Origin of the sequence: Tolypothrix sp. FACHB-123 (genome assembly GCF_014697075.1) — a bacterium.
GTDB lineage: Bacteria > Cyanobacteriota > Cyanobacteriia > Cyanobacteriales > Nostocaceae > Aulosira.
Map to the genome: position 1 here is coordinate 74844 of NZ_JACJRE010000016.1, position 26126 is coordinate 100969.

Sequence of the window (26126 nt, forward strand, 5' to 3'; positions counted from 1 at the left end):
TTTGGATTGCTCAATTTTTATAACAAAAGTCTTACAACTCAGATACATTTGTACATATTCAGCAACAATCCTTGATCCCCATGCGAGAGATTAAGGCTAGAGAGTGAGAGTAAGGGGAGGACAAACAATTCAAAATTAACAATTCTATTTGACTCTTGACTCTTACCCAATGCCCAATGCCCCATGCCCCATAACCCATACCAAATACCCAATGGCACTTTTTCTAGCAATTTAACGTCTAATTTTAGAAATTCAGTAGTAAAGTTTAGTTACGAATACTAAATTTTAGTTATTTCGTTAAATATCCCAGCTGACTACTTGATAGTGAGGAGCCTTAATTATGAAACGTTTACTTTCTACTTTAGCGGTGGCTAGCTGCTTGTTGACGGGTTTTCAAGCTGTCAGCTGGGCACAAAGCCTACCAGGATTGACACTATTTAGCGGTGTTAGGGGCGAAAATCAACTACCCTACCGTTTAGACTTTGGCGGGCAAGCAGATGGTTGGGATCGCTATATATTAAGAATTCCTGCCCAAAAAATGAAATTGGCAGTAGCGCAAATAGCCATTACTTATCCTGATTATTACAAAGGTACTTTTGATCCCAACAAGGTTGAAGTGAAAATCAAAGATAAAGCCGTTCCGCTTTCGGAAGTGAAGTGGGATAAAGAAGGTCGCATCATTCAAATTTACCCCCAAGAGCCATTACCCTCAGGCAGTAAAGTGGAAGTCGTGTTATCTAATGTAAAAAACCCCTCCTTTGGTGGAACCTTCTATTTCAACTGCCAAATCCTCTCTCCTGGCGATATTCCCATGTTGCGTTATGTGGGAACTTGGATTTTGAGTATTTCTTAACTTGGGTCAGTTGACGGTTGACTGTTGACTGTGAATCCTCATATCTACCATTTAGCCGTGAAAGTGATAAAATAAGAGATTGTGATTTTTTAAAAGCACCTAAGAGGAGCAAAGTATGCAAAGAACCCTGGGCGGTACCAACCGTAAGAGAAAGAGAACATCTGGTTTTCGCGCGAGAATGCGGACGCCAGACGGCAGAAACGTGATCAGAGCCAGAAGAAAAAAGGGTCGTCATCGTTTGAGTGTTTAGGGCGTATTAGGCGAAAGAGCATCTGTGGCTTTGCCCAAAGCAAATCGGCTAAAATCCCGCAAAGATTTCCAGGCAGTTTTCCGCGAAGGAATTCGGCGTCATGGTTCCTTGTTCACATTAAGGGCCTTGAAACCGTCGATTGCCAAACAGCCTTCTGTGGATACTGCCGGTGAAAATGCACAGTTCATCCAGACAGCACCTTTAGACAGCACAAAATTTGGCATTTCCATTAGCACAAAAGTCAGCAAGCGTGCAGTAGTTCGTAACCGGATCAAACGCCAAATAACGGTAGCTTTGTATCAGTTGTTGCCCAGATTGTCACCTGGATGGCGGTTAGTGGTAGTTGTGAAACCAACAGCAGCAGAACAAGAGTGCGTAAGCCAACAATTTCTGCAAGAATTAGAGCAGTTGTTAGCACAAGTCGAGGTACTCAATGGGCATTCGTGAAGAAATTTATTATGAAGGTGGCCCCCATATTGGGGATTTGATTCTGAATCTGCTGGTTGGATTAACGGTTGTCGGCATCCCATTGGCAGTTGGAGCCATTGTGAGAGCTTTATGGCTGCGCTTCCGCATCACCGATCGCCGAGTTACTGTGACTGGGGGTTGGATGGGACGCGATCGCACTGACGTAATTTATGCAGAAATTGTCAAAGTGGTTAAAGTTCCCCGTGGCGTAGGCTTGTGGGGAGATATGGTCATCACCCTGAGAAATGGTAGCCGTCTAGAAATGCGGGCTGTGCCTAATTTTCGGGCAGTTTATGACTACATTGACGAAAGAGTTGCTGCCAAAAATTCTGAATATACTACTGTTGCCAAATAATCTATACCATGTATTGCTGAGTCAAACACCTTCCCTTATTCAGCAGCACCAGCCTGTGCAAGTGGTGAAAACTACCTATACAGATGGTTTTGAAGAAATTTTGGCCCGGTTGATATTTAGCATTCATTCTTTCATATCATGGGCGGCTATCCGTAGTTGATGATAGTCGCAGACAAATCACGATTTAGATAAATTAGATTCAGTCAGTTTACAGTACCTCAGGTTGAATTCAGAATAATGGATTTTGGTATCGGGTTTCTCTCGAACAACGTGATGCTGCCGATCATAGACTTTTTCTATGGCATTGTGCCTAGCTATGGATTGGCGATCGTTGCTTTAACTTTGATAATTCGCTTTGCACTCTATCCCCTGAGTGCTGGTTCCATTCGGAATATGCGGCGGATGCGGATTGTCCAACCGCTGATGCAAAAGCGGATGGCAGAAATTAAGGAGCGTTATAAAGACGATCCCCAAAAGCAGCAAGAGGAAATGGTCAATGTTCAAAAAGAATTTGGCAACCCTCTAGCAGGCTGTTTACCACTCCTGTTGCAAATGCCAGTGTTGTTGGCGCTGTTTGCAACTTTACGGGGTTCACCCTTTGCTGGTGTTAACTACAACGTTAACCTGCAAATACTGCCCACCGAACAAATCGAACGAATTCAACCCCAAGCCTTTGCTACTCCACCGCAAAACATCTACATTGCTGATGGAGAACATATTCCTGTGACGGCAATTCTGCCCGGAGGCAATAAATTAGCTGTAGGCGAACATACCAAGATACAGTACCAAACTGTTGAAGGCAAACCATTTCAGGTGCTTTTAGCAGAACACCCAGAAAATAAATTGATTCCTGATTGGAAAATTACCAAGGGCGAAGACAGAATCAAAATTGATGCTGAAGGCAATATAGAAGCCTTACAGCCGGGAGATGTGACACTTCAAGGCACTATTCCCGGACTAGCAGCAGATAAAGGATTCCTGTTCATTGACGCTTTAGGTAGAGTCGGTGCGATCGATCCAGACGGCAAAATCCACTGGGATATTGTGGCGATGGTGATTTTCTTTGGGATCAGTCTTTACGTCAGCCAAATTCTTTCCGGGCAAAATTCTGGCGGTGGCAACCCACAGCAGGATACAGTCAACAAAATCACTCCTGTGATCTTTTCGGGGATGTTTTTGTTCTTCCCTCTGCCGGCTGGAGTCTTAATGTATATGGTAATTGGAAATATCTTCCAAACGCTGCAAACCTTTATTCTCTCGCGCGAACCCTTACCGGAAGAACTGCAAAAAATCGTAGCAACCCAAGAAAAAGAAGCAGCAACGGCAGAACAGAAAGCATTGCCGTTTGAGCCAAAAAGTTCTAAGAAAAAGGCTACAAATTGATCATGAGTAACAATCCCATGCAGCGAGGGCAGCAATGGTTAAAAACATTGCTGCTGCTTACTGGGGTATCTGCTGAGGTTGAGGGAAATTTAGAACCTGCTCAACCTCAGAGCGGCGACTCCGAAGAACCAGATAATTACTGGTTAACAATTGATCAAACCACTCTCAGTCCCGAACAAATCAATATTTTGATTGGTGCTGATGGGTCGGTTTTAGATGCAATTCAGTACCTAGCTAATTCAGTACTGAATATCAATCAAGCACAAGAAGACCAAGCTTCTTATACCATTGAGTTAAATGGCTACCGCATCAAAAGACAAGCGGAAATTCGTGCCTTGGCCGAAGCCGCATCAGAAGAAGTGCGGGCTACAGGTAGAGAAGTAGAAATAAAATCGCTCAGTTCGGCAGAAAGACGGCAAATTCACACATTTTTAAAAGAATTTACCGATTTGGAAACCTTTAGCCGAGGCAAAGAACCTCATCGTCATCTTGTCGTACGTCCCGCGATCGCTCCTTGAGGGAAGAGAAGGAGGACAAGGGGGACAGGGAATTTTAGATTTTAGATTTTAGATTTTAGATTCAAACCCAATCCAAAAGACGCTCGCGGACTCGCTAACGCTGCGCTATCGCAAATCCAAAATCCAAAATTGAATTGCCCAATGCCCCATACCCAATGCCCAATAAGCATTGACACTAACAGCTAAAATATAGATCTAAGATCAGCAATTTTGCTGGTAATTAAACTAAGTTTCGTTGAGTGAGGATGTCTCACAAATCCTATGGACGCAATTTTTATTCCGCAGCTCACCAAAGCCCCGGAGCGGACAGAGGAAATTCAAGTTAAGGATTTTCTGCCTGGTTTGGAAACTTTGACCCCGGTTCGCGGTACAATCCGCGTACAGCATCAGGGTAATTACTTAGAAGTGGCTGGACAAGCAGAAGCTATAATTACTTGTACTTGTAACCGATGCCTACAGCAATACAATCAGCGTTTGGTGGTTGATACCAAAGAAGTTATTTGGTTAGATGCCACAGCTAATCAATCACAAGACTTACCATTAGAGCGAGAAGTAGCGGTAGAAGATTTGGTAGAAACTCTACCACCTGAGGGCTATTTTTATCCTAGTGAATGGCTGTATGAGCAAATGTGTTTAGCTTTGCCTCAACGCCAATTGTGCGATCGCAATTGCCCAGGGATTGTGAATAGTAGTGCTGAAAGTTCCGAAAAGCCTGTTGATAAGCGCTGGGCTTCCTTGGAAGCTTTGAAAAAGAAACTTCCGGGTTAGTGATGCTAACTGTTGACTTTTGAATTGTTGACAGGATATTATATAAATAATGGAGAAGCTGTGGGCATATATACAAACTTCTTCAAAAATATTCCTGGTTTTCAACAAACAGACCTTTAAATCCCCGATTTCTTGAAGAAGTCGGGGATCTTGTTGTGCAAGTAATCATTTAGGATGACCATAAAACTCAAACATCAGCAAAGCAAGCATTGAGTAAATAAATTCAAAATTCTCTCTTGGAAAGTTCTGTTCGTCGGAGACGTTGGCGTTCGCGCAGCGTCTCCCCTTGGGAGAAGCCATCGCCAGAAGCCGGCGCTCAGACTTTCCGCAAAATTCAAAATTAAAGACATTTTCAGTCAGAGATTTAAACGATAACAAATGCCCCATGCCCCATGCCCAATGCCCAATTATGATAGGAGTAAGTGAATGACCTTTCGTGATGAGTTTAAACTACTGCTACGCGCCCGCTACCCTTTAATTTATATTCCGACATACGAAGAGGAGCGGGTAGAAGCAACAATTCGGGAAGAAGCCACAAATCAAGGTAATCGTCCGGTGTATACCTGGGATTTTGTCGATGGTTACCAAGGAAATCCCAATGATGCGAATTTTGGACGGCGTAACCCACTGCAAGCTTTGGAATTCATCGAAAAATTACCTGCTTCAGCACCTGCGGTAATTATATTGCGAGATTATCATCGATTTTTAGAAGATGTAGCGATCGCGCGCAAACTCCGTAATTTAGCAAGACTGTTAAAATCGCAACCCAAAAATATCGTGATTTTGTCACCGCGAATTGCCATTCCTGACGACTTAACCGAAGTGCTGACAGTTGTGGAATTCCCCTTACCAGCAGCTGCCGAAATTAAAATAGAGGTGGAACGCTTGTTACAAGTGACGGCTAATTCTCTAAGTAGTAAAGTAGTAGATGATTTGGTACGCTCTTGTCAAGGGCTATCAATGGAAAGAATTCGTCGGGTGTTAGCAAAAGCCATCGCAACTCACGGTGAATTGCAACCGGAAGATGTGGATTTAGTTTTAGAAGAAAAACGCCAAACTATCCGCCAAACCCAAATTTTGGACTTTTATCCCGCCACAGAGCAAATTTCCGATATTGGCGGATTGGATAACCTGAAAGATTGGTTACTGCGCCGGGGTGGCTCATTTACCGAACGGGCGCGACAGTACGGATTACCGCACCCGCGTGGTTTAATGTTGGTGGGTATTCAAGGTACAGGGAAATCTTTAACAGCAAAAGCGATCGCTCATCATTGGCATTTACCTTTATTACGCTTAGATGTTGGGCGGTTATTTGGCGGTTTGGTGGGTGAATCGGAATCGCGCACGCGCCAAATGATTCAAGTCGCTGAAGCTTTAGCGCCCTGTATATTGTGGATTGATGAAATTGATAAAGCCTTTTCTGGACTTGGTAGTAAAGGCGATGCGGGTACAACTAGTCGCGTATTTGGGACATTTATTACCTGGTTAGCAGAAAAAACCTCACCTGTGTTTGTCGTTGCTACTGCTAACGACATCCAAGCATTACCACCAGAAATGCTGCGTAAAGGGCGATTTGATGAAATTTTCTTTGTTGGTTTACCGACGCAAGAAGAAAGAAAAGCAATTTTTAACGTGCATTTATCCCGACTGCGCCCCCATAACTTGAAAAGTTATGACATTGACAGGCTAGCATATGAGACACCAGATTTTTCTGGGGCGGAGATTGAACAAACTTTAATAGAAGCGATGCATATTGGATTTAGTCAAAATCGTGATTTTACCAACGACGACATTTTAGAATCTGCTAGTCAAATCATTCCCTTGGCGCGGACTGCTGTTGAGCAAATTCAACAATTACAAGAATGGGCTGCGGCTGGAAGAGCCAGGTTAGCCTCAAAACAGGCTCCTTTGAGCGATACTTTTGGTAAGCTACGCTAAGTTATTCAACAATTAGTAGTCAATTGTCCATAGTCCATAGTCAACAGTCTATAGTCAATAGTCCACAGCCCAATCAATCGCTAATGACTAATGACAAATAACCAATAACCATTTACCCTTGACTGTTGACCATTGACAATTGACCAATGGTGATAAGGTTATAAGATATGTTTTCTAACGTACTAAAATTTATACTGGGGATTTTGTTAGCGATCGCTATTTTAATCGGTAGTGGTGTTGCCACAGCGCTTTATTTCCTGAATCGAACTGCTATACCCCCGACAAAACCAATTTTTTCTAACGATAACCCATCTCAAAAAGTCCAATCGCCAAAACCAGGTGATAAAGTAGCCAAAAACACTAACTCTTCAGCCACACCATCTCCTAGTCCGAGCGCTAACGCCACAGCTTCACCCTCACCTACTTCAACTGAATCGCCCAAGGTTGAGGAATCACCAACACCTTTACCACCAGGCGCTTATCGCGGAACAGTGACTTGGTCTCAAGGCTTGAGTTTGCGAGCCGAACCAAAACAAGATGCTGAACGTGTTGGTGGCGTTGGTTTTAATCAAAAAGTAGTAATTTTAGAAGAAAGCCCTGATAAACTCTGGCAGAAAATTCGCCAAGAAGATACCAATCAAGAAGGTTGGGTAAAAGCAGGTAATACGCAACGAGTTGAGGAAAGCGAGGAAGTACAACAGCCAGAAGCATCAACCCAAAACCAATAGTTCAGTTAAGAAATTTCCACCAAACCAATATTTGATAAACCTGGAGAAGGCTTTCTTACCAGGTTATTTTTTTATGTATTAATTGCTTCAAGTTCTATTTAACCTATAGTATACTGGTAGCCAAAATTCCTCACAAACTTAGCTAAAAAGTAGCTTGACCAATAGAGATAAAAGTCTAACTTACTGGCTCTTTTGGCAGTAAGAATCTTGATATTGTAAGGCAGTTGGCACTTGAGGTGAATTATGGTTGACCTAGTTTTCTGGGTAAAAATTTCCCAGTTATTTTTGTAATGTTTATCTACTCAGATATTTAGATACGCGATCGCCCAACAAAACTTATAAAAATTTTTACTTAGTTAATAATCCAGTTATCCTTTGTCTGTTTATGAAAATTATCAGTTATCTACCTATCACCTCAGGCTCCGAAGTATCTGAAAATGCTGCGATTGTTTCTGTTAATTTCAGATTCTGGAATTGGACAAAGCTATCTGGCGCAGTTGTCATGCGTTTTTTATCTGTCTCAATTACCTTGGGCATTCTCAGTATATCTGGGCAAAGTTTAGCACTGCAAAAGTTTGGCAGTAATGGTGCAGAAGTAGCCAACATCCAAAGATGTTTGAAAAAGTTAGGTTATTTTAATGGCCCCATCAATGGTAACTTTGGTGCCATAACCCAACAAGCTGTCATTGCTTTCCAGCAATCTCGGAAATTACCTGCTGATGGAGTTGTCGGTGCGAGTACAGAGCGATCGCTACAACAAGCTTGCCAAGGTAGAATTGCAAATAGTAACGTCAGTGGGACTCCGCGACTGGGTAGCAGAGGCCCAGAAGTGGTGAAACTACAACAGCGTTTACAGCGCTTAGGCTATTTTCAAGGGCCCATTACAGGCTATTTTGGCCCCCAAACTCAGCAAGCATTAATTCGTTACCAGCAAGCGTCTAGAGGTCGTAGTAATACAGTTGTTCGTCCTAGAACAACACCACAAGCACCGCTAAACAGGCCTAGCCAAGGAGGAGACTATCCTATTCTCTCCCAAGGTAGTCAAGGGCCAGCAGTCACGAGATTGCAACAGCGCTTGCAACAATTAGGTTTTTTGAATACTAATCCAACTGGTAATTTTGGCCCCTTAACCAGAGATGCTTTAATTGCATTCCAACAAAGTTCTGGTCTATATGCTAATGGGATTACAGATCAACAAACTTGGAACAGACTATTCAATTCCTCACCTGGCGTATTACCAGAAAGAACTAGTCTTTCTCCCGTGCAAATCAGAGAATTGCAAGAACGCCTAAGGGAGATGGGATACTTAACAGCTAATCCAACTGGTAATTTTGGCCCTATGACTAGGGATGCTCTCATCCGCTTCCAGCGAGATTATCAACTACCCGCTGATGGTATAGCTAATATTCAAGCCTTGGAAGCAGTCCGCGCAGCAGGACAAAATCCAAATAGATATGCTCAACCAACCAGAAATTATCTTACTGTTGGTGATAGCGGGGATAATGTCAGAGCAGTTCAAGAGCGTTTGTTACAATTAGGTTTTTTTAATGGCAATCCTGATGGTTATTACGGCGAAAACACTAGAGCCTATGTGTATGCATTCCAACAATATGCTCAGCTACCACCAACTGGAAATGTAGATGCACAAACTTGGGAAGCCTTAGGTTTAAATAATGCAGCTAGAGAGAATAATACTACTAGTGCCAATCAAAAAGCCTATGTAGTAGTAGTCCCAATTCATAATGCTGATACACTCAACAAAGTACGTCAATATATCGCTAATCCTGTTGTGGAAAAATCAGGTTTAGGAGATTATGTCAATGCTGGTAGATTTGGTAATCGAGCAGAAGCAGAAAATCTCTCTAAACTTTTACGCTCCTATGGTTTAGATGCCAGGGTAGAGTATTTTTAGGGGCTAGGGGCTAGGGAAGAGAGTTTTTCATGATATGGGATTGATACTTGATTGTTGAAATATAACTATGGGAGCTAATGCGCCCATAGGTGTCAAGTTAAGCTGAAAACCTTATGTTATTTTTCAGACAGGCCTATTGCTGAATTGGTTTTATGGTGTTATACCAATTCACACAACTATTAAGACAGTAGAGATTATTCTCTGAAAATTTTTTCAAGCTTGTGTAAGTAACAGAAAAATTTAATTATACCTACTTCAGGTTGTACCCTAATTGCAAGCTGGGAATTTAATTGTGCTTAATCAATATATTCTAATTAAGGTGAAATCAGATTCACCCTGTTTATAGTTTGTAAATTGGACTAATTTACTGATTGAGTTTGTGCCTTAAAAATTACACATAATCTATGTTATCTACCTTACTTTTAGATGGTAAAAACACTAGTTATTATGACTCCATACTGATCGGCAGCGAAAAGTTTGTATATTAGCACTGTAAACTAGTTCGCAAATCTTAAATAATCCTAATAGAGGAATCAAGAATGCTGGAGTTATTGAGTTCAGGTTTAGTTTCCATCTGGCTGGAAATGGCTGGCTTACAAATCAAGCCTTTGGATGCTTTAGATGCATTGGCTTGGCAAAGTAGCCCTGGCTTGGTTATCGCCCCTGATCCCAATCCAGCTAGCGGTAATACAGTCCAAGAATATCTCAAGGGACTGATGACATCGAAACTCATAGCCCAAAATCTCACACAAAGTCAGGGAATTTGGATGCAGTCGGGGCCAATGTTGATGGCTAATCATCAAGGAACAACGCCTTTACCGGCTGCTTCTTTAACTAAAATTGCTACTTCACTGGTTGCTTTTAAAACTTGGGGCCCAGATCACCAATTTGAGACTTTGATTAGTGCGACAGGGCCAATAGTTAATGGTGTATTGCAAGGTGACTTGGTGATTACTGGCGGTGGCGATCCGATGATGGTTTGGGAAGAAGCGATCGCTTTGGGTAATACTCTCAACCGCATGGGGATCAAGCAGGTAAAAGGAAATTTGGTAATTACTGGCTCTTTTTCCATGAATTTCCAGCGCCATCCCCTCTTAGCTGGGCAAATATTTAAGCAAGCGCTAAATTCTGCTACTTGGACTCGTCCAGCGATTTACATCCACTCAATCATGCCGAAAGGTACAGCAAAGCCGCAAGTAGCGATCGCGGGGACTGTAAAAGTTGAGACGCAACCAAATATTCAACGCGCTGTGTTGATTCGTCATCTGTCTTTACCTTTGAAGCAAATTATCAAAGAGATGAACGTTTACAGCAACAACGACATAGCAGAAATGCTAGCCGAGTCAGTAGGCGGACATACTGTAGTCCAAGCAACCGCAGCTAGATTAGCTAGAGTTCCTGAGGGAGAAATTCAGCTGATCAATGGTTCGGGATTAGGCCCGGAAAATCGCATTTCTCCCCGTGCAGCTTGTGCAATGTTAATGGCAATGCAACAAGAAGCTGTAGCGCACAATCTTACCATAGCCGATTTATTTCCCATGTCTGGATTTGATAACCGCGGCACAATGCACTCCCGACACATGCCTAGCGGTACAGTCATGAAAACAGGGACTTTGCGGGATGTTAGCGCTTTGGCTGGTGTCTTACCCACACGCGATCGCGGTTTGGTTTGGTTTGCGATTATTAACCGAGGTAATAATGTCTCGGCTTTTCGTGCTGGACAAGACCAATTATTACAGCGTCTAGTACAAAGGTTTCAATTAGCACCCCAAGTCCCTGCATCTATTACCCCTAACTCCACTATCAACAAACTCCCCGAACTGGGTGCAACCAGCCGCAATCAAGTTGTATTTAGAAGTTAGTTATCTTTCTTGCAATGCCTAATGCCCAATGCCCAATGCCCAATTAGTTACTTCCTCTACCCTTCTCTTGGGGAATAATCTCTGTCACCACTCTGTTACCACTATTACCGCCTTTGACAACGATATTTTCTGTTTGCAAGTTGCCAACGGCTGTATCACCAGTAAAATTCAATGGTGGCTCAATTTGCCGATACACTACATTACCTTGTGCTTCCACTAATTTGTTGTCTAGATACCAAGTTAATGTTCGGGATTTGAGAGACTGGCGACGCTGTCCGATAGCGTTGACATTGCCTGTTAAATAAACTGTTTTTTGCGGTATCTTCATTTCACCTTGATTGGCAGTTACTGTGACATTTTCTGTCTTATGAAACACCCGCAGCGGCGAATTTGTAGTTACAGTTTCAGCATTCATATTCCAGGTCATAGAATTACTAGTTATCTGCATGGGTGGGTCTAGTAATTCTAGCTGGGCATTTTTACTAACAGTGGCAATTTTGGTTTTTAAATTAATTTCTGTAGCATTTCCGCGCCCACGGTCGGTAATTTGATTATTTTTGTAGCGGTCAATTTGTACGGGGCGATCGCCAATTAATTTCTCTTCTTTGATTTTCCAAATTAAATGCTCTGTGCGCATTTGTAATTGGGGATCGAGGGAATTAGCTACTACTCCTCCAGAAAATTCCATGCGCTGTTCGCGGGTTTTAACTTTTGCTTCCCGTGCTACTGCTTGGAGTTTTTGATGACTGCCGGTTAATTGATTGCGGACAATCAATAAATCTTCTTGGGGTCGCCATTCTAATTCGTTACCTCGCAACACAATTCCATTACTGGGATCTGTGGCTACTATCTTTCCTTTGAGAAAAAGTTGTTTACCATCTTGCTCAATATCTGCTCTTTCGGCTTTGATTTGGTATACTACTTTGCCATCTTGATATAGTTCGCCATAGGGGCTTTCTGCTTCACCAATTTGCTTTTCTTTAGTGTATTTTGCGGATTTAGCGTTAACTCTCCAAATTGGTCGCCCTACTTCATCAAATTGTTCAAAAGCAACACCAAAAAAGGTTAACTTACTATCTGTATTTTGTTCGCCAGAGTTATTGGCTGGATTATTTACAGATTTTCGGTTACAAGCAACTAGACCGAATACTAAAAAAAATATCAGAGGGAGAGAAAACCAATTTAGCCCTATTGGTAAAGCACTGAGAAATTTCTTGCAAAAGAATTGGGGGGAATGTACTTTACTTCCCCCCTGATTTCTTAAACCTCTTCTCCCTTGATAATTATTCGCTTCCTGCTTCATTAATCTTGAATTTCTAAATGTCCATCAGTGTCTCTAGGATCGTCTAAAAAGCCCATACCCGATAAAGGACGGTATGGATAGCTTTGGCGTGGGGTTTTTTGGATATCTTCTTTGATAGCTTCTAAGTCAATATAGCGATCGCTCACATTAATTAAGCTGTCGCTAGTCATTGAACGTAAACTTACTACTTCTACTCTGACACCCCGGTAACTAACTGAGTTGACTGCATAGGCTAAATCTCCATCACCACTGACTAAGACTGCTGTATCATAGGAGTCAACCAAGGCCATCATATCTACTGCTATTTCCACATCCAAATTGGCTTTTTTTGAGCCATCTGGTAGCTGGACTAAATCTTTAGCTATGACTCTATAGCCATTGCGCCGCATCCACAGCAGAAATCCTTGTTGTTTTTCGTTGGTACGGTCTACACCAGTGTAGAAGAAAGCTCTTAACAGTCTAGAGCCGCCAGTTAATCGACAGAGTAACTTCGTGTAGTCAATTTCGATTCCTAATTGCAGTGCCGCATAAAATAAGTTTGAACCATCAATAAATATAGCTACACGACCCCGATTTTCTAAAACTTGTTCCGGGGTAAATATCGAATCATTTTCTAAATTATTCAACATTGATGTCATACCTCAATTATTATGCTTGTGATTTTTGATACTGTTTTTAACTTTTTTCATGCAAATTTTCATGCAAGTCGAGCGATTTATGATAATCTGCTGGGGCTAAATACTACAGCCCCAAGCTTTTTTTTGACAGAATTAGAGATTAGGCAAAATCAAAAAATGAAAATACTAATCGTTTTTTGGTGGTTCTATCCGCTTAAAAATTGGTTGGGGTGTTCCCAACTGTTGTTTATCCGATAGCAGCCCCCAAGTTGCATGAACATCGAAAGGTGCTGCGATCGCACCTTCTGTTGGATCGTTAAAGTTAATTCCAAAGCCCAATTGCTGATAAATATCGCTACTGATATTTGGAATCACTGGGGACAACAGATAAGCTGCTAGTCTAACTGATTCTAGAACTGCGTACAGCACTTTTTCTAATTTTTCCTGCTGTCCTTGCTTATACAATGTCCAAGGAGCTTGTTCATCAATAAACTTATTGCTAGCTTGCACCAGCAATAGAATAGCTTCGCAGGCCTGATTAAAAGCTAGCGTACAGTAAGCATTTTTCACCTGTTCCCCTAAACTTAAACCAATCGCTTTTAAAGGGTTGTCCGCCGGAATGGCTTCACTCTTTATTGCTGGCACTTGACCGGCGCAGTATTTCTTCACCATGTTGAGAGTGCGATTGAGCAAATTGCCTAAATCATTTGCCAAATCTGCATTCAAAACATTAATGAATCTAACTTCATTAAAATCGCCATCTTTGCCAAATTCTATTTCCTTAAGGAAGTAATAACGAACGGCATCACTACCATAGCGCTGTACCAGTTCTATCGGGTTAAGGGTATTACCTAAGCTTTTACCCATCTTTTGCCCGTCTTTAGTTAAAAAGCCATGTCCAAATACTTGTTTTGGTAATGGTAAACCTGCACTTATGAGCATTGCAGGCCAGTAAACTGCGTGAAAGCGCAGAATATCCTTACCAATTAAGTGCAAATTCATCGGCCACCATTTAGCTAAGGCGTTGGCTAAAGTTGGTTCTGCATCTGGTTCTAACAATGCTGTTACATAACCCAGTAGGGCATCAAACCAGACATAAAGAGTATGCTGGGGATCTACTGGTACCGGAAAACCCCAATCTAGATTGATGCGGGAAATGGAAAAGTCTTGCAACCCTTGATTAACGAAGTTGAGGACTTCATTGCGGCGACTGGCTGGCTGGATAAAATCTGGTTGAGACTGGTACAGTTGTTGCAGTTGACTTTGGTATTTGGATAAGCGGAAAAAATAATTTTGCTCATCTCGCCACTCAACTTCTTTATTAGTGTGAATGGGACAAAGGTTTCCTTCTAGCAGTTCTCGTTCTTCTTTAAATTCTTCGCAAGATACACAGTACCAGCCTTTTTGTTGTCCCTGATAGATGTCGCCGGCTGACCACACTCGCTCAAAAAATTCTTTAACTATTGCTTCATGACGCGGTGAGGTAGTGCGAATAAAGCGATCATATTTAATATTGAGCAATTCCCACAGAGAAGAGAAAGCCTGAGATATTTCATCACAAAATTCTTGGGGTGCTTTCCCTAAATTCTCTGCCGATCGCTGAATTTTCTGACCATGTTCATCAGTACCGGTAATTAGCAGTACTTCATATCCTAAAAGCCGTTGAAATCTCGCTACGACATCAGCAGCCATTGTTGTATAAGCACTACCAACATGAGGGACATCGTTTACATAATATAGAGGTGTTGTCAGTGCAAAGGTTTTTGCTTTTTTATTCACTAGATTCATGCACAATTAAAAACAACTTATTAAAACGTTTTTATCTTACTTTTGTCGGCAAAACCACGTAATTATATAACATTGTTACTTTTTTTTCAAATGACACCTTAATATTAGCAAATCTATGAAGACCAATTATTTTATGGTTGATATAACGCTAGCTAATTTATGCCAATAGTTAAAAAATAGCTGCTAACACATAGTTAGTAAAGCGTTTAATCGGATTTATTGTGGCTGAAAATACGCAAACCCTGACTCAGAAAATATAGATGACTTTGGAAATTAGACATTTCTACCTTAAGACGGTCGTGGTTGTAATGAAGAAATGTAATCTTAAGTCAAGATAAACTGCGATATTTTCGGAAAAATATATTGATTGCTATGAGTCTAAATAGCCCTCTGGAGATTTCTCGATGGTCATTGGCAGCGTTATCAACGCAAATGTTTTGCTATTACGAGGATCGGATTCCCCATGATGCTAGTGTGTTAGTCGTTAGCAATCACCGCAGCTTTATGGATGCGTTGGTTTTAATGGCGGCGCTATCAACTCCAATCCGCTTTGCTTGCCATCATTACATGGGACAAGTACCAATTATGCGGGAATTGGTAACAGGTCAATTGGGGTGTTTTCCTTTAGAAGATACTCATAAACGCCAACAGAGCTTTTTTGCGCAATCGCAAATGCTGTTGCAGTCCAAACAGATGGTAGGGGTGTTTCCGGAAGGAACTAAACCAATGGTAAAATATACCCAGCCCCATCATGTTGGTGAATTTCAGCGAGGATTTGCGCATTTGGCATTGCGGGCACCTGTGAGAGACTTGGCGATTTTACCGATCGCGATCGCCTCTTTAGAAGAAGTCAACACCACATCTGTGCCTTTACGCCTATTAAGTGTCTTTGACCCAAGCGAAGCTTTGTTTAATCAACCAGGTTGGCATCCCTTGGTTATCTATCGTCGAGTCGCAGTGTTAGTTGGTCGTCCTTATTGGATTAAGCCCCAACATCAAAAACAATATCAAGGAAAACAAGCGAAAAATGTTGTGGCTGAACTGACAGATAGCTGTCATGATGAAATCGCCCATTTACTTCGCCAAGGTTGTTATTAAAATATCTCCGATTGTGGATGGTTCATCTCACCATCTACAAAATTATCGCGATTGCTCCTATAGATTAATTGCCTATCGATCGACCACAGTGCAATCTGTTTATTGATAGCACTCCCAAAAATTAAATGTCAAGGAGTTTTAAATTAATGAATTAATGAATTTTCTTAGCAATAATCTACACAATAATTGCACAATATATATGTATATTAATTTTTTTGTTTAAAGCTAAGATTTTTTGCCAAAAATGTATGTAATTTCACAAATTAACTGCAAACAAAGGCTCAAACTAACAAAATATTGAGCTTATACAAGATAAATTTGATAAACATCACAAAATTAATTAAATTTGGAAAATGGTAGAAGTTGAGTTAAAGCCTTGTTTCCTAAGTCCTAAACGTATCCAGCCAGAATTTCCCCTATTTGTTTATTTGCCAGGAATGGACGGCACAGGTCAACTATTGCGATCGCAAACTGCGGGATTGGAAATGGGTTTTGATGTTCGCTGTTTAGCCATTCCTCGCCAAGATCTCACGACCTGGGAAGTACTTACCAATAATGTAGTTGACTTAATCCACACTGAACGCGGAAAAAACTCTCAAAGAGAGATTTATCTGTGTGGTGAGTCTTTTGGTGGCTGTTTAGCGATGAAAGTGGCGATTAAAGCACCCCAGTTATTTAAACGGGTGATTTTGATTAATCCTGCTTCTAGCTTTAAATTGCGCCCTTGGTTTAACTGGGCTTCGCAGTTAACTTATTTAGTACATCCTTGGCTTTATGAGATTGGCGCACTGGGACTCTTACCATTTTTAGCATCTTTACAACGGATGACGCAGAGCGATCGCCAAGAATTACTCAAAAGTATGCGTTCCGTACCGCCAGAAACAATTATGTGGCGTTTAGCTTTATTGCGAGAGTTTGATGTCGAAGACGAAAAATTACGCCAATTGACACAACCAGTATTACTCATCGCCGGTTTTCAGGATCGGCTTTTACCTTCTGTAGAGGAAATAAGACGCTTAGTAAATATCTTCCCGAACAGCAAAATGGTAGTTTTACCTGAGAGTGGACATGCTTGCTTGCTAGAGAGTCAGACTAATCTCTATGAAATCTTGCGGGATAATCAATTTTTGTCAAGTAACACCTTACTGAGTCAGGCGTTGAAAGTTGGAGATGCTGTTAGGTGATAGCGTTTCTTTGTGAAGCTGACTGGTAAATAGTGTTGACGGTTGACGGATGACTGTTGACTGGAAGAAGAGATTTTTATGGGTGTTGGTGTACGCAGTTCATGACGACTGTTGGGAAAATAGGGGCTAGGGGTTAGGGAAGAGATATTTTTATCGCTTAATTGTGAGATTGTCTTGTGAATGGCTGCTTTGAATTATCTTTATCTGTTATTGCTTGGAGTGGTTGGTGTCTTCTGTGCGAGATGTTTTGCGTTGGCGGTTCATCTTGGAAAAATAAGTGCGTGAAATACCGAAATGAGTAAGTGTTAAGCCATTTCACTTGCGGAAAACACCAAAATGAGTGCGTGAAACACCGAAATGAGTAAGTGTTAAGCCATTTCACTTGCGGAAAACACCAAAATGAGTGCGCGAAATACCGAAATGAGTAAGCGTTAAGCCATTTTGAGTAAGTGTTAAGGCGTTTCACTTGCGGAAAACACCAAAATGAGTAAGCATTTAAGCTTTTTAAGTAAGCGTTTTCGATAAATGAGTAAGCGAAAAGGTAAAATTAGTAAGTTTTTCGCTAAATTATGAAGTAATTTCCCTTTTGGATGATATAAATCTGTGTAATTATATTTTTTTGATGAAGATACTAAAAAAGCGATTGACGCTGAAGTGACAGTTCACAGTTAACAGTCAACCGTCAACCGTCAACAATAGTAATAGAATATTTTTTTAGTTGGAAGTCCCTAAAACGCTGATATATGTTGGGTTTCGTTCTTCAACCCAACTTACACCTAATGCTGAAGCCTTCACTAGGAAGAAAAAAATTAATTTTTTGTGATGCTTACATAAGCCATAAATTACATCGAATGGCTATAGTTGATGATTAACTAACGACTTATTCTTAGAGAAAGAGGTTAATTTTGGGCATCTTTGCTACAAACAAAATAGCAAGGCTTAACAATTAAGGTGCCCAGCAATGGCAGACAGACTGAAAATAAATCATCAAGTAAATAATTCTTCTCCCGATCATACAAAAAAAGATGAAAAATCATTTTTAGAAACTTTTGCTGAAACTGTAAGTTGGGTAGCGAGAACAGCAGTTGATTTGGGAGGAAATTTTGTTAAGCAAACTCATAAGCTAATTGAACAATCTACTCAAAATACCGGGAATTTAGTGAATAGCCTCGGTGAAAATTGGCTAATTCGTAAATTGTCTGGTGTCTTAAATCTCAATTGGTTGATTGGTGCTAGTACAAATGTCGATTTGCAAAAAGCCCAAGAAACAGTCAATAAACTAAAACAGCAGTATCCCCAAGAATCACCTAGTCAAATTGCCCACCGCATCATGGTAGAAAAAGCTGCTAAAGCTGGTGGAATTGGCTTAGCTACTAGTATTTTGCCAGGAATAGCAGCAGCTTTATTAGCCATTGATTTGGCGGCGACAACAGAATTGCAATCAGAAATGCTGTATCAAATTGCCGCCGCCTACGGATTAGATTTAAAAGATTCAGCGCGCAAGGGTGAAGTGTTGGCAATTTTTGGTTTAGCTTTGGGAGGTAGTCGTTTATTGAAAGCTGCGGGTTTAGGCTTGCTGCGAAATGTACCCTTTGCTGGTGCTGCGATCGCAGTTAGTTCTAATGCAACAATGATTTATTCTCTGGGGTATGCTGCTTGTCGATTTTACGAAGCCAAGTTAGATGAATCTACGTCTCTCAATTCGCCAGAGACATTAAATACATTAAAACAACAAAGTGAAAAATACTTAGAAACCGCGATCGCTCAAGAAGCGGTAATGGATCAAATTTTAGTCCACATGATCCTCGCCAGCCACCCTGACAAAACCTGGGCGGAAATTCTCCCAGAATTAAAAGCCATTAACCTGAGTGAGAATTCATTAACTGCGATCGCCCAGAATATCAAATCGCCCCAACCTTTAGATAGCCTGCTGAATCAACTCAATCGTGATTTTGCCATTCCCTTATTAGCCCAGTGTCAAAAAATTGCCCATATTAACGGTGAAACTACAGAAGTAGAACAGAATATCATTGACGCGATCGCAAAGAAATTTGATATTGGGCATAGGGCATAGGGCATTGAAACAATTTTGGATTTTGGATTTTGGATTTTAGATTGGAATCCAAAAGACGCTCGCGGACTCGCTCTAAGCGAAGCTATGCCGTTCGCGTAGCGTCTCCGATAGGAGAAGGCTTTACGCTACGCTAACGCAAATCTAAAATCTAAAATTCCTTGTCCCCCTTGTCCCCTTCCCTAGCCTCTAATCTTTCTAAGCACGAATAGAGAATTTTAAGCAATACTGGTACAAGAAGTTTTACACAAAATCCCAAAATGGTAATTAGAGCGAGTGATACCTCTCTGTTGGAGTGGACAGGAGATACTTTAGCAATTGGCTTATTTGAAGATGGCGTAGAGTTAACTGGCGAATTGGCGACTTTAGATAGTAAATTTGCCGGGATTTTGAAAGAACTTATTGCCGAAGAAGAATTTAAGGGTAAAGCCAATAGCACTATTTTTACGCGGATAGCTGCTAGTACTCCTGTAAAAAAAGTGATTTTGGTGGGTTTGGGAAAAGCTGACTCACTGAAGGTAGATGGTTTGCGACGCGCAGCTGCGGCTGTTGGGCGAGTAGCGAAGAAGCAAAAAACTAAAGTTTTAGGTTTTAGTTTTCCATTATGGAACAACGATCCGGCGATAACTGCCCAAGCGATCGCGGAAGGTGTACAACTGGCGCTGTATCAAGATACCCGCTTTAAGTCGGAATCTGAAGATAAACCATCACAAGTGGAAACAGTAGATTTACTAGGATTCGGCGGACAAGAAGCCGCTATTACCAAAGCAAATCAAATAGTTTCAGGGGTAATTTTAGCTAGAGAATTAGTAGCAGCCCCAGCCAATGCGGTAACACCGATTACAATGGCGGAAACTGCGCAAGCGATCGCCAAAGACTACGGTTTGCAACTGCAAATTTTAGAAAAGGAAGATTGTGAAAAGTTAGGTATGGGTGCTTTTTTAGGCGTCGCCCAAGCTTCCGATTTGCCACCAAAATTTATTCACCTAACTTATAAGCCAGAAGGCACACCCACACGCAAATTAGCAATTATTGGTAAAGGCTTAACCTTCGACTCCGGCGGACTCAACATTAAAGGCGCTGGTAGCGGGATTGAAACTATGAAAATTGATATGGGTGGAGCCGCCGCCACCTTAGGTGCAGCCAAAGCCATTGCCCAATTAAAGCCGAGTGTCGAAGTACACTTTATTTCCGCCGTCACCGAAAATATGATTAGCGGTAAAGCAATGCATCCAGGTGACGTTCTCAAAGCTTCCAATGGCAAAACCATTGAAGTTAATAACACCGATGCAGAAGGACGTTTAACCCTTGCTGATGCTTTAGTCTATGCCGATAAAATAGGCGTAGATGCGATCGTTGACTTAGCCACACTTACTGGTGCTAATGTTATCGCCTTAGGTGATGATATTGCTGGTTTATTTACTCCCGATGATGGTGTCGCTACCCAGCTAGAAAAAGCCGCAGCCAACACCGGCGAAAAGATTTGGCGGATGCCAATGGAAGAAAAATATTTTGAAGGGCTAAAGTCTGGCATTGCCGACATGAAAAATACCGGGCCCCGTCCCGGCGGCGCAATTACAGCTGCTTTATTCCTCAAACAATTTGTTAAAGACACCCCTTGGGCACACTTAGATATTGCTGGCCCCGTATGGTCAGATAAAGAAAACGGCTACAACGGCCCCGGTGCCACAGGTTTCGGTGTCAGAACCCTCGTTGACTGGGTATTGAGTTAGGGCATTGGGCATGGGGCATTGGGCATTGGGCATTGGGCAAAGACGTGATTCATCGCGTCTCTACAATTGTCATTCATCTCCCTTGTCCTCCTTGTCCTCCTTGTCCCCCTGCCCCCTGCCTCCAATCCCCCCACACACCACCAATTCATGTTATGTTGGGCTTGCCACAAGCTCTTGCGTAGTAGGCAGAGTAATTTGGCAGTCTAAAGTTCCGATTTTTCGGTACAAGCCATCTGGTAAAATTTGTAAGGTTTCTAAAAGCTCTAAGCAATGGGATCGACTGGCGTAAGGATCGCAATTGACGCAATGGGAGGGGATCATGCACCCGCTGAAATCGTAGCTGGCGCAATACGAGCACGAGAAGAATTGGGTGTAAAAGTCCTGTTGGTGGGTGATCCCCAACAAATTGAAGCTGCCCTGCCGCCAAAAACCAACATGGCGGAGGTAGAGATCGTTCCTGCTGAGGATGCGATCGCAATGGATGAGGAGCCTTTAAACGCGGTTAGGCGCAAACGTAAGGCTTCAATTAATGTGGCGATGGATCTAGTCAAACAACAGCAAGCTGATGCAGTGTTCTCAGCCGGACACTCTGGGGCTGCTATGGCTTCTGCTTTGCTGCGTCTAGGACGATTGCCGGGAATTGACCGCCCCGCAATTGGCACAGTTTTTCCCACAATTAAAGCTGGCAAACCAGTACTAATACTTGATGTGGGTGCCAATGTAGACTGCCGACCAAAATTTTTAGAGCAGTTTGCTGTGATGGGTTCTGCCTACAGTAAGTATGTGCTGGGTACAGCCGAACCAAAAGTAGGTTTATTGAACATCGGCGAAGAAGACACCAAAGGTAATGAAGTAGCTTTGCGTGCTCATCAACTCCTGCGGGAAAATACCCAAATATCTTTTATTGGGAATGCCGAAGGGCGTGATGTGCTTTCAGGCGACTTTGATGTGATTGTTTGTGATGGTTTCGTCGGCAATGTTCTATTGAAATTTGCTGAAGCCGTAGGCGGCGTGATTTTGCAAATTCTTCGGGAAGAATTACCCCAAGGGTTGCACGGTCAAATCGGTACAGCAATTTTAAAACCCAACCTCAAACGAATTAAGCAGCGCATGGATCACGCAGAACATGGCGGTGCTTTGCTCTTAGGCGTGGACGGAGTTTGCTTAATTGGTCACGGTAGCTCACAAGCACCTTCAGTTTTTAATGCAGTTCGCATGGCCAAAGAAGCTGTAGACAATCAAGTGCTACAACGACTTCGGTCTCAATATGAAGCCCTACAGCGTGATAGTGATTAGCAATCAGCCACAAACAGCAATACAAATCACAAAAAAGGTGATTAGTCAATGGCTAATAGCTAATGGCTAATGATTACTAATGACTAACAGCTGATAGGTGAGATTTCGGGAGACAAGGAGTGCATAAGTTAGGCATAGCAATTACCGGAAGTGGCTCGGCAGTACCAGAAACTTCCCTAGCAAATGAAGCGCTAACCGCACTGGTGGAAACATCCGACGAATGGATTACCACCAGGACAGGAATTCGCCAAAGACGGGTGGCTCTGCCAACAGAGTCTTTGAGTTTACTGGCAGCTAAAGCCAGTCGTCAAGCGATCGCCGAAGCGGGCATCACCCCAGAAGATGTAGACTTAATTTTATTGGCAACTTCTACCCCTGACGATTTATTTGGCAGTGCTTGTCAAATCCAGGCGGAATTAGGAGCGACCAAAGCCGTAGCTTTTGACTTAACTGCTGCCTGTTCTGGCTTTGTATTTGGACTAGTAACTGCTGCCCAATACATTAGAACTGGCGTATATCAAAATGTACTTTTGATCGGGGCAGACATCCTCTCTCGTTGGGTAGATTGGCAAGACCGCCGCACCTGTGTATTGTTTGGTGATGGCGCAGGGGCAGTAGTATTGCAAGCTAATGAAAGCGATCGCTTGCTAGGATTTACACTCAAAAGTGATGGCAGTCAAAACCACTACCTGAATCTCGCCTATCAAGCTGCTGCTAAAGAACTAATTCCTGGCGTTAATATCAGCCAAGGTAAATATCATCCCATCACGATGAACGGCAAAGAAGTCTATCGCTTTGCCGTGCAAAAAGTGCCAGAAGTCATCGATAAAACCTTATTTCAGGCCAACCTCACCATCGACCAAATAGATTGGCTAGTCTTACACCAAGCCAACCAACGGATTTTGGATGCGGTTGCTCAACGTCTTAATATTCCCAACGATAAAGTTATTAGTAATCTCGCCAATTATGGCAACACCTCCGCCGCCTCCATACCTATTGCCTTAGACGAAGCTGTGCGGCAAGGTAAAATCAAACCCAATGACACAATAGCTGTATCCGGCTTTGGCGCTGGACTAACATGGGGTGCAGCAATATTCCAGTGGGGAAGATAAAGATAAACAATTAAAAATTCAAAATGCAAAATTCAAAAATTGGATTCTTCATTTTGAATTTTTAATTTTGAATTTGAATTAGAGCGAAGCGACTGACCAATGACTAAAACTGCATGGGTGTTTCCCGGACAAGGTTCCCAAGCCACAGGAATGGGAATAGATTTATTAGATATCCCTTTGGCTAAAGAAAGATTTGCCGAAGCTGAGAATATATTAGGCTGGTCTGTAATCGAAAAGTGCCAAAGTGAAGCCGAAGAGTTATCACGCACTCTCTACACCCAGCCTTGTCTCTATGTAGTAGAAACCATTCTTGCTGACTTAATTCGGGAACGGGGACAACAGCCAGATTTAGTTGCCGGTCACAGTTTAGGCGAATACATAGCCCTTTATGTTGCAGGTGTATTTGGTTGGGCTGAAGGCTTACGTCTAGTCAAGCGGCGTGCTGAACTCATGGATAGCGTTTCCGGGGGAATGATGGCGGCGCTGATGAACTTTGACCGCGAACAATTAGATACAGTTATCGCCGCTACCCCTGATGCAGTCCTAGCCAATGATAACAGCCCCGCCCAAGTCGTCATTTCTGGGACTCCAGACGCCGTACAAAAGGTAATGTCTGAAGTTAAAGCCAAACGCGCCATCCCGTTAAAAGTTTCCGGTGCATTTCACTCCCCCTTAATGGAAGCAGCTTCTCAAGAATTCCAAGAAATTCTCGCATCTGTAGAATTCCAACCAGCTAACGTCCCCGTAATTTCCAACGTCGAACCTGCACCTACAGTTGAGCCAGAAAATTTAAAACAACGCCTCATCAATCAAATGACTGGTTCAGTAAGATGGCGAGAAATTTCCTTACTGCTTCCCACCATTGGTATTGAGAAAGTATTAGAAATCGGCCCTGGTAACGTGCTAACTGGTTTAATTAAACGTACCACCTCTGATTTAAGCTTAGAAAATATTCGTAACGCCTCTGAGTTGCCTAGTTAGGGGCTAGGGTCTAGGGGCTAGGGGCTAGGGAAGGGAGATAGGGGAGAAATTATTCTTGCCCAATGCCCAATGCCCCATGCCCCATGCCCCATGCCCCATGCCCAATGCCCAATGCCCAATGCCCAATGAAAAATGACCAGAAGCCGAGAACCATTAATTAGTTTGGCACTGTATCACGCTTTTAAGTGGTCAGTAGTCAGCCCTATGCTACATACTTACTTTCGTGTCCGGATTGAGGGTGCGGAAAATGTGCCGCAATCTGGGCCTTTAGTGGTGATAAGTAATCATGCTAGCTACTTTGACCCGCCAATAGTTTCTAACTGCGTACTGCGTCCTGTAGCGTACATGTCCAAGGAAGAGTTATTTAAAGTACCTGTTTTGGCGCAAGTAATTAAATTATATGGTGCTTACCCAGTAAGCCGGGGTGCAGCCGATCGCACTGCTATTCGTTCGGCTTTAGAATGTATTGATAATGGTTGGGCTGTAGGTGTTTTCTTGGAGGGTACTCGTACCCCAGATGGTCGAATTACAGACCCCAAAAGAGGTGCAGCTTTATTAGCCGCCAAAGCGAAAGCACCTATATTACCAGTTAGTTTATGGGGTACGGAGAAGATTTTACAAAAAGGCTCGTCAATACCCCAAGCAGTACCCATTACAGTGAGAATTGGTCAAGTGATTGATGCGCCTACTTCGACAAATAAGGAGGAATTACAAGCGCTGACGCAAAAATGCGCCGATGTAATTAACCAGATGCATGATTTAGGAAGATGAGTCCAAAAACCCAAAAAATCTGCTCAAAGGAGGTAGCGATCGCTCTAAGGTTTCTGTAGGTTTAAAAACAATGCCTTTTTTGAATTCCTTATGAGCGCCTTTGAAGCTAAGACTTTTTGGGAACGATTACATAATTTAGCGTTAGTCCGCTTTTTGCTGTTAGTAGCTTCTGGTTGGGCAAGTATCCTACTTTTAGAATACTTTCAAGGGGTGATTGTAATTTTTACATTCGCCGCTATTTTAGCTTTTTTACTTAGCTATCCTGTGCAATGGCTGCGGCGTTTTTTACCCCACGGTATCGCTGTTTTTTTGGTTTTCCTCCTTAGCATTGTAATTATTGGGGGAATAGCAATTACTTTAGGTTTAGCTGTTTTATCTCAAGGTCAACAGTTAATAGATAGTATCACTACTTTTTTAAATTCATTAGCACCTTTCATAGAGCGATTTGAAACCTTTTTACGCAGCCGCAACTTGCAAATAGATTTAGACTTTATTCAAGAGCAATTACGCAATCAAGCTGTGAATACTTTAGTGAATAGTCTAGCTATCCTACAACAATTTCTCACTAATTTCGTCAGTTTTATATTAATTGCTGTGATTGCTTTTTTTATGCTTTTAGATGGCGAGAAAATTTGGCAATTAATATTAAAAATAGTTCCTAGGCAAAGACGAAGTAGGTTTAATAAAGTTATTCAACGCAGTTTCTTAGGTTTCTTTCGCGGTCAGTTGATATTAACTTTATTTTTAACAAGTTCTACGTTACTGGTATTTTTACTATTAAATGTACCTTTTGCCTTACTGTTATCAGTAATTGTGGGTTTATTAGATGTTATTCCTGGTATAGGCGCAACATTAGGCGTTAGTACTATCACCTTAATTGTATTATCTCAAAATGTTTGGCTAGCTATAAAAGTATTTGTTGCTTGCATTATCCTTCAGCAAATTCAAGATAACTTAATTGCGCCGCGGATTATGCAAGGTGCGCTGAATCTAAACCCAATAGTAGTATTTTTTGCTTTGCTAGTAGGTGCAAGAGTTGCAGGATTGCTAGGTGTTTTTATTTCTATCCCTATAGCTGGCGTCATTGTCTCTTTGTTTGAAATTGAGGAAATGCAATCAGAGGGTTAATCATTTGTC

General features: G+C 42.0%; 23 protein-coding genes. 20 read left to right on the plus strand and 3 right to left on the minus strand.

Annotation, left to right across the window (positions count from 1 at the left end):
• Positions 1 to 340: 340 nt before the first annotated feature.
• From H6G41_RS13170 to H6G41_RS13220, 11 genes are all read left to right on the plus strand, one after another.
• Entirely contained in the window at positions 341 to 853 is a 513-nt protein-coding gene (locus tag H6G41_RS13170) for a DUF2808 domain-containing protein (RefSeq protein WP_190746631.1), read from the plus strand.
• 115 nt (positions 854 to 968) lie between these two features.
• Positions 969 to 1103 (plus strand): 50S ribosomal protein L34, encoded by a 135-nt coding sequence (gene rpmH, locus H6G41_RS13175; RefSeq protein WP_015139827.1) that lies wholly within the window; start codon positions 969 to 971, stop codon positions 1101 to 1103.
• 24 nt (positions 1104 to 1127) lie between these two features.
• Complete coding sequence (gene rnpA / locus H6G41_RS13180; protein ID WP_190746632.1) at positions 1128 to 1550, plus strand: ribonuclease P protein component; 423 nt, start codon at positions 1128 to 1130, stop codon at positions 1548 to 1550.
• Complete coding sequence (locus H6G41_RS13185) at positions 1537 to 1926, plus strand: PH domain-containing protein (protein WP_190746633.1); 390 nt, start codon at positions 1537 to 1539, stop codon at positions 1924 to 1926. The genes rnpA and H6G41_RS13185 overlap by 14 nt, the downstream gene beginning before the upstream one ends.
• A gap of 237 nt (positions 1927 to 2163) precedes the next feature.
• Positions 2164 to 3309 (plus strand): membrane protein insertase YidC, encoded by a 1146-nt coding sequence (gene yidC / locus H6G41_RS13190; protein WP_190746634.1) that lies wholly within the window; start codon positions 2164 to 2166, stop codon positions 3307 to 3309.
• 2 nt (positions 3310 to 3311) lie between these two features.
• Positions 3312 to 3827, plus strand: coding sequence for a R3H domain-containing nucleic acid-binding protein (locus H6G41_RS13195; RefSeq protein ID WP_190746635.1), 516 nt, complete (start codon positions 3312 to 3314; stop codon positions 3825 to 3827).
• Between the two features lie 261 nt (positions 3828 to 4088).
• A complete protein-coding gene (locus tag H6G41_RS13200) occupies positions 4089 to 4595 on the plus strand; it encodes a DUF177 domain-containing protein (protein ID WP_190746636.1) in 507 nt (168 codons plus the stop codon).
• A 426-nt stretch (positions 4596 to 5021) separates the two neighbouring features.
• Positions 5022 to 6533 (plus strand): AAA family ATPase, encoded by a 1512-nt coding sequence (locus tag H6G41_RS13205; protein ID WP_190746637.1) that lies wholly within the window; start codon positions 5022 to 5024, stop codon positions 6531 to 6533.
• Positions 6534 to 6700: 167 nt separating this feature from the next.
• Positions 6701 to 7261 (plus strand): SH3 domain-containing protein, encoded by a 561-nt coding sequence (locus H6G41_RS13210; RefSeq protein ID WP_190746638.1) that lies wholly within the window; start codon positions 6701 to 6703, stop codon positions 7259 to 7261.
• Positions 7262 to 7646: 385 nt separating this feature from the next.
• Entirely contained in the window at positions 7647 to 9173 is a 1527-nt protein-coding gene (locus tag H6G41_RS13215; RefSeq protein ID WP_190746639.1) for a peptidoglycan-binding protein, read from the plus strand.
• Between the two features lie 539 nt (positions 9174 to 9712).
• Entirely contained in the window at positions 9713 to 11035 is a 1323-nt protein-coding gene (locus H6G41_RS13220) for a D-alanyl-D-alanine carboxypeptidase (protein ID WP_190746640.1), read from the plus strand.
• Between the two features lie 43 nt (positions 11036 to 11078).
• On the opposite strand, the gene lptC is transcribed toward H6G41_RS13220, so the two are convergent.
• The 3 genes from lptC to metG all read right to left on the minus strand — a co-directional run bounded on the left by lptC (position 11079) and on the right by metG (position 14743).
• Positions 11079 to 12338, minus strand: a complete 1260-nt coding sequence (gene lptC / locus H6G41_RS13225; protein ID WP_190746641.1) for an LPS export ABC transporter periplasmic protein LptC — start codon at positions 12336 to 12338, stop codon at positions 11079 to 11081.
• Complete coding sequence (locus tag H6G41_RS13230; protein WP_096594194.1) at positions 12338 to 12967, minus strand: NYN domain-containing protein; 630 nt, start codon at positions 12965 to 12967, stop codon at positions 12338 to 12340. Before H6G41_RS13230 ends, lptC begins: the two co-directional genes overlap by 1 nt.
• A gap of 174 nt (positions 12968 to 13141) precedes the next feature.
• Positions 13142 to 14743, minus strand: a complete 1602-nt coding sequence (metG, locus tag H6G41_RS13235; RefSeq protein ID WP_190746642.1) for a methionine--tRNA ligase — start codon at positions 14741 to 14743, stop codon at positions 13142 to 13144.
• Positions 14744 to 15115: 372 nt separating this feature from the next.
• Between metG and H6G41_RS13240 the strand changes: the two genes are divergently transcribed.
• The 9 genes from H6G41_RS13240 to H6G41_RS13280 all read left to right on the plus strand — a co-directional run bounded on the left by H6G41_RS13240 (position 15116) and on the right by H6G41_RS13280 (position 26117).
• Positions 15116 to 15841 (plus strand): 1-acyl-sn-glycerol-3-phosphate acyltransferase, encoded by a 726-nt coding sequence (locus H6G41_RS13240; RefSeq protein WP_190746643.1) that lies wholly within the window; start codon positions 15116 to 15118, stop codon positions 15839 to 15841.
• A gap of 353 nt (positions 15842 to 16194) precedes the next feature.
• A complete protein-coding gene (locus H6G41_RS13245; protein ID WP_190746644.1) occupies positions 16195 to 17025 on the plus strand; it encodes an alpha/beta fold hydrolase in 831 nt (276 codons plus the stop codon).
• 961 nt (positions 17026 to 17986) lie between these two features.
• Positions 17987 to 19099, plus strand: coding sequence for an EcsC family protein (locus H6G41_RS13250; RefSeq protein WP_190746645.1), 1113 nt, complete (start codon positions 17987 to 17989; stop codon positions 19097 to 19099).
• A gap of 257 nt (positions 19100 to 19356) precedes the next feature.
• Positions 19357 to 20829 carry a leucyl aminopeptidase gene (locus tag H6G41_RS13255; protein WP_190746646.1) on the plus strand — a complete coding sequence of 491 codons (1473 nt, stop codon included), beginning with the start codon at positions 19357 to 19359 and terminating at the stop codon, positions 20827 to 20829.
• Between the two features lie 270 nt (positions 20830 to 21099).
• Entirely contained in the window at positions 21100 to 22125 is a 1026-nt protein-coding gene (gene plsX, locus H6G41_RS13260) for a phosphate acyltransferase PlsX (RefSeq protein WP_190746647.1), read from the plus strand.
• Between the two features lie 119 nt (positions 22126 to 22244).
• A complete protein-coding gene (locus tag H6G41_RS13265) occupies positions 22245 to 23237 on the plus strand; it encodes a beta-ketoacyl-ACP synthase III (RefSeq protein WP_190746648.1) in 993 nt (330 codons plus the stop codon).
• 99 nt (positions 23238 to 23336) lie between these two features.
• Positions 23337 to 24218: an ACP S-malonyltransferase gene (fabD, locus tag H6G41_RS13270; RefSeq protein WP_190746649.1), complete on the plus strand. Its 882-nt coding sequence runs from the start codon at positions 23337 to 23339 to the stop codon at positions 24216 to 24218.
• 132 nt (positions 24219 to 24350) lie between these two features.
• A complete protein-coding gene (locus H6G41_RS13275) occupies positions 24351 to 24989 on the plus strand; it encodes a 1-acyl-sn-glycerol-3-phosphate acyltransferase (protein WP_190746650.1) in 639 nt (212 codons plus the stop codon).
• 90 nt (positions 24990 to 25079) lie between these two features.
• A complete protein-coding gene (locus tag H6G41_RS13280) occupies positions 25080 to 26117 on the plus strand; it encodes an AI-2E family transporter (RefSeq protein WP_190746651.1) in 1038 nt (345 codons plus the stop codon).
• Positions 26118 to 26126: the final 9 nt, after the last annotated feature.

What these genes read in the sequence shown, in the direction of transcription:
- H6G41_RS13275 (WP_190746650.1), top strand. Translation starts at nt 24,351, where the DNA reads ATGACCAGAAGCCGAGAACCATTAATTAGTTTGGCACTGTATCACGCT.
- yidC (WP_190746634.1), top strand. Translation starts at nt 2,164, where the DNA reads ATGGATTTTGGTATCGGGTTTCTCTCGAACAACGTGATGCTGCCGATC.
- H6G41_RS13240 (WP_190746643.1), top strand. Translation starts at nt 15,116, where the DNA reads ATGAGTCTAAATAGCCCTCTGGAGATTTCTCGATGGTCATTGGCAGCG.
- H6G41_RS13210 (WP_190746638.1), top strand. Translation starts at nt 6,701, where the DNA reads ATGTTTTCTAACGTACTAAAATTTATACTGGGGATTTTGTTAGCGATC.
- H6G41_RS13255 (WP_190746646.1), top strand. Translation starts at nt 19,357, where the DNA reads ATGGTAATTAGAGCGAGTGATACCTCTCTGTTGGAGTGGACAGGAGAT.
- H6G41_RS13170 (WP_190746631.1), top strand. Translation starts at nt 341, where the DNA reads ATGAAACGTTTACTTTCTACTTTAGCGGTGGCTAGCTGCTTGTTGACG.
- H6G41_RS13195 (WP_190746635.1), top strand. Translation starts at nt 3,312, where the DNA reads ATGAGTAACAATCCCATGCAGCGAGGGCAGCAATGGTTAAAAACATTG.
- rpmH (WP_015139827.1), top strand. Translation starts at nt 969, where the DNA reads ATGCAAAGAACCCTGGGCGGTACCAACCGTAAGAGAAAGAGAACATCT.
- lptC (WP_190746641.1), bottom strand. Translation starts at nt 12,338, where the DNA reads ATGAAGCAGGAAGCGAATAATTATCAAGGGAGAAGAGGTTTAAGAAAT.
- H6G41_RS13230 (WP_096594194.1), bottom strand. Translation starts at nt 12,967, where the DNA reads ATGTTGAATAATTTAGAAAATGATTCGATATTTACCCCGGAACAAGTT.
- H6G41_RS13205 (WP_190746637.1), top strand. Translation starts at nt 5,022, where the DNA reads ATGACCTTTCGTGATGAGTTTAAACTACTGCTACGCGCCCGCTACCCT.
- H6G41_RS13280 (WP_190746651.1), top strand. Translation starts at nt 25,080, where the DNA reads ATGAGCGCCTTTGAAGCTAAGACTTTTTGGGAACGATTACATAATTTA.
- H6G41_RS13185 (WP_190746633.1), top strand. Translation starts at nt 1,537, where the DNA reads ATGGGCATTCGTGAAGAAATTTATTATGAAGGTGGCCCCCATATTGGG.
- H6G41_RS13245 (WP_190746644.1), top strand. Translation starts at nt 16,195, where the DNA reads ATGGTAGAAGTTGAGTTAAAGCCTTGTTTCCTAAGTCCTAAACGTATC.
- fabD (WP_190746649.1), top strand. Translation starts at nt 23,337, where the DNA reads ATGACTAAAACTGCATGGGTGTTTCCCGGACAAGGTTCCCAAGCCACA.
- H6G41_RS13250 (WP_190746645.1), top strand. Translation starts at nt 17,987, where the DNA reads ATGGCAGACAGACTGAAAATAAATCATCAAGTAAATAATTCTTCTCCC.
- metG (WP_190746642.1), bottom strand. Translation starts at nt 14,743, where the DNA reads ATGAATCTAGTGAATAAAAAAGCAAAAACCTTTGCACTGACAACACCT.
- H6G41_RS13220 (WP_190746640.1), top strand. Translation starts at nt 9,713, where the DNA reads ATGCTGGAGTTATTGAGTTCAGGTTTAGTTTCCATCTGGCTGGAAATG.
- H6G41_RS13215 (WP_190746639.1), top strand. Translation starts at nt 7,647, where the DNA reads ATGAAAATTATCAGTTATCTACCTATCACCTCAGGCTCCGAAGTATCT.
- plsX (WP_190746647.1), top strand. Translation starts at nt 21,100, where the DNA reads ATGGGATCGACTGGCGTAAGGATCGCAATTGACGCAATGGGAGGGGAT.
- H6G41_RS13200 (WP_190746636.1), top strand. Translation starts at nt 4,089, where the DNA reads ATGGACGCAATTTTTATTCCGCAGCTCACCAAAGCCCCGGAGCGGACA.